This is a genomic window from uncultured Porphyromonas sp. (assembly GCF_934359325.1).
Lineage (GTDB): Bacteria > Bacteroidota > Bacteroidia > Bacteroidales > Porphyromonadaceae > Porphyromonas_A.
Genome location: NZ_CAKRLH010000180.1, coordinates 1 through 3,312 on the forward strand (window position 1 = coordinate 1; position 3,312 = coordinate 3,312).

General features: G+C 51.5%; 3 protein-coding genes. 1 reads left to right on the forward strand and 2 read right to left on the reverse strand.

What is annotated here, in order from left to right; all coding sequences use genetic code 11:
- The coding region (locus tag Q0F21_RS06545; RefSeq protein ID WP_297238465.1) for an Ig-like domain-containing protein at nt 1–722 on the reverse strand (722 nt) is incomplete at its 3' end.
- A gap of 17 nt (nt 723–739) precedes the next feature.
- The gene (locus Q0F21_RS06550) at nt 740–2,326 is read right to left on the reverse strand and encodes a C10 family peptidase (RefSeq protein WP_297238466.1); all 1,587 of its coding nucleotides are present in this window, start codon (nt 2,324–2,326) and stop codon (nt 740–742) included.
- A 402-nt stretch (nt 2,327–2,728) separates the two neighbouring features.
- Between Q0F21_RS06550 and Q0F21_RS06555 the strand changes: the two genes are divergently transcribed.
- The coding region (locus Q0F21_RS06555) for a M13 family metallopeptidase N-terminal domain-containing protein (RefSeq protein WP_297238468.1) at nt 2,729–3,312 on the forward strand (584 nt) is incomplete at its 3' end.

The window sequence follows — 3,312 nt, forward strand, 5'->3', positions numbered from 1 at the left end:
CCCTTAGCGTCCACCTTCGCAATCGTCGGATCAGAGGAGGACCAGGTAATGAGTCGCTTAGCAGGATCGTTTACCTCTATCTGCACAGACTCACCCTCGATCACATCCAAGCTCTCAGGTATAAGGGAGAAAGTTGCCTTGACGACCACCATGCACTCGGCCTTCTCGCCATTACTCAGGGATGCTGATATAAGAGCTTCACCGGGAGTAATGGCCTTGATGATACCCATAGAGGTCACCGTGGCCACTGACTCATCGGATGACTTCCAGGTGAGAGACCGCTCCTTAAGTGTAGCGGGTCCTACATGAGGCTCAAGGGCGAACATTTCACCTACTACCAGACTCTTTTCTTTGGTGTCAAAAGTGACAAAGCCACTCATAGGGTCATAGACCTTCAGATCAACAGAGGAGGACTTCCCCTTAGTTGCGACCGTAATCGTCACATCACCGGGACTAAGAGGACTAACCACACCCCGGCCGTCGACAGTAGCTATCTCAGGATCGGAGGTGGCCCACTTGACCTCTCCCAGAGTAGCATCACTTGGTGTGCAGGAGTAGGTGATCCTGACTTTCTGACCTACAGCCACTTCAGAGGGTGTGGTCTCAGAGTCTATTGAAATTGCTTCCAGAGGCACACAAGGTGCGTCGCTGTCCTCGAAGCATCCGCTAAGAGTAAAGGCGACTAGGAATAAGGTGAGTATATAATGGATATTTTGTTTCATAGTGATTCTGTCCTGCTTTATTTCACGATGATGGCGTAGTCCTCCACTTCTCCATTGACAACAATCTTCTGTGGGGATGGTGCACCATCCAGAGACATCATGACCCTTACCCTGTGAGGACCGTCAGAGATCACATCGGGGATATCAAAGGATCCTGAGACATCGCTCGTCACCTCATCATGACGAGCCACCAGCTCATAGTCGGCGAAGTATCCATCGTTGTCTACATCCATCCAGATATAGATCCAGAGAGGCTGCTCCTCACTTGTGAAAGTGGGACTCACCATGTAATCAATAGTGTCCCCTCTCTTACCGGTCATCAGCTGCTTTGTAAAGTCACTGTAGCCGTCAGGACCCGAAGCAGTCTCACGCCCGGCAATTCTCGTAAAGGACAGGAAGGCTCTCAGCTGTGAGAGGCCATAGACGGGACTGTAGACCACTTCGTTCGTAGGTGTGTCGTATATCTCATCGACGGGATCAGTATCCTCTCCGGTAGTGGTGAGCGGAGGACGGAAGTTGATCATCATATGGTGATTCATATTAAATCCACCGGCTCCTCCACCGGCACCCAGTGCCTCCGGACTCAAGGCATCGATAAGGAACCAACCGTCGGACATACCACCCCACCCCCAGTTGACGTGGAAGTAGTTATTATCCGTGTAGCCGTCCAGCACGAATGCGTGTCCGCCGCCCTTGCCCTGACCGCCATAAAGGACTGGGTGCCCCTTATCTAATTCGCTCTTCACAACAGGCAGCCACTCGTCGGTAGGCGTGCTCATCCTCTGGAGCACATACATATCCTTAGGATACCCATAATGCCGATGGAGAGCAGACGGCACATCAAACATTAGTGCGCCGCTGGACGGTCCGAAAGCCATATTCATCGATATTGCCAGTCCGTAGAAGAAGCGTGCCACAGTAGGATTAGGCTCAGTATTGATGAGCGGCATCGCGTCCCAGTCTATGTTATAGTCATAGTTGTGCTCCACATAGCCCAGGTTACGGTCTGTGTATCCATACACACCCACAGCTTTGTCCGGATAGGACCAAAACTTCATTATCTGACCTGTCGCTACGGCAAGACACCCGATGGCTATCTGAGGTGGTAGCTTTCCGCCTGTGACACGATCCTGATCCCACCGCGTACGAAGCATCATTGGGACGACGACCTTTCCTTTGCCCCTGACAGTCTCTCCCTTGTCTATGTATGGATCCTTCTCATTTGGGTCATTAGCAAGTAGGACCCTCCTCGCATTTCCTATCTGATTACTCAGAGTACCGAGGTAGGAGATCATATTCTGATTCCTAGAGTCAAAATTGTTCTCCAATGAGTAGCCCAGCACAGGGTGGGCCAGCTTGGTAGCGGAGACGATCACAAAGCCCCCCTTCTCGAGTCCATAAACGTAGTAGGCCGTCTGACCAGACTCGTTACTACTATTTTGCAGAGACTTATCGTCCGAGAGGAGAGAGAGTCTCAAGTCATCCATGGACCGGAGATCAGATGACCTAAGAAAATCTCTGGCGATAGTCTCAGCCTCTGTGACCTCTATGAAGTAGGGGTCATCAGGTGCCTGCTCGGGACCCGCAGGGGATGCTTGCTGCATACAACTCTGGAGGGACAGCATCACAGCGCCCAGGCATGTCGCAGCGAACAAGGTGAAAAGATGTCGTTTTAGCATAAAGACATTGATAGTTATTAAGTAAGGTTTGGATTTAATTCTTTTTTCCCCTCCACTTCAAAGCTACTGAGAAAATCTTTTGAGTCCCACCCTGCAGCAATATTTTAACGGCTCACACAGGATATTTCCCTATAGTCGACGCAAAATCTCCTCCGATTGTCATTTCGACCTTACAAGTTTGGAAGTGATGCACCCCTCCATTGCTATCTTGCTGTAATGAACCTAGCAGGATGAGACTAACTGAGCTTGAGTGGTACATTTCTTCCATCAGCAAAATTTCCTACCTTTGTCGAAAGGATAAAATCACTCAATAAGTAACTACATTGTATGAAAAAAGGTATTGTACCATCCGCCGTGGCGATGGCCCTGCTGGCTGTCAGTGCCATTGGCTGCGACGGGAACAAGAAGACCGAGGACACAGCGGCAGCCGACCAAGTGCCGGCGATCGACACGCTCGCCATGGACCGCACGGTCTCTCCGCGAGAGAACTTCTTCCTCTACGCCAATGGCGGCTGGATGAAGGCTCATCCGCTCACGCCCGAGTACTCTCGATTTGGCGCTTTCGACGAGCTATCCCTCAAGTCTGAGGTGGCTGCACACGAGATCATCGAGAGCCTAAAGGACGCTGCAGAGGGCACGGATGAGGCCAAGGCGTACCTCCTCTACGCACTCAGCACCGACTCAGCTAAGCTGGAGTCCGATGGAGCCAAGCCTATCCTGGCTGACCTTGCAGAGATTGATGCTCTTGCCGACAAGGATGCGCTCGTTGACTACATGGCGAAGTCCGACAACCAGGGGGGTGGATCCTTCTTCAGTACCTACGTCGCTGCGGATGAGAAGAACAGCGACGTCAATATCCTCAATCTCTATCAGGCGGGACTCGTGATGGGCGTCCCGGACTACTACTCCGA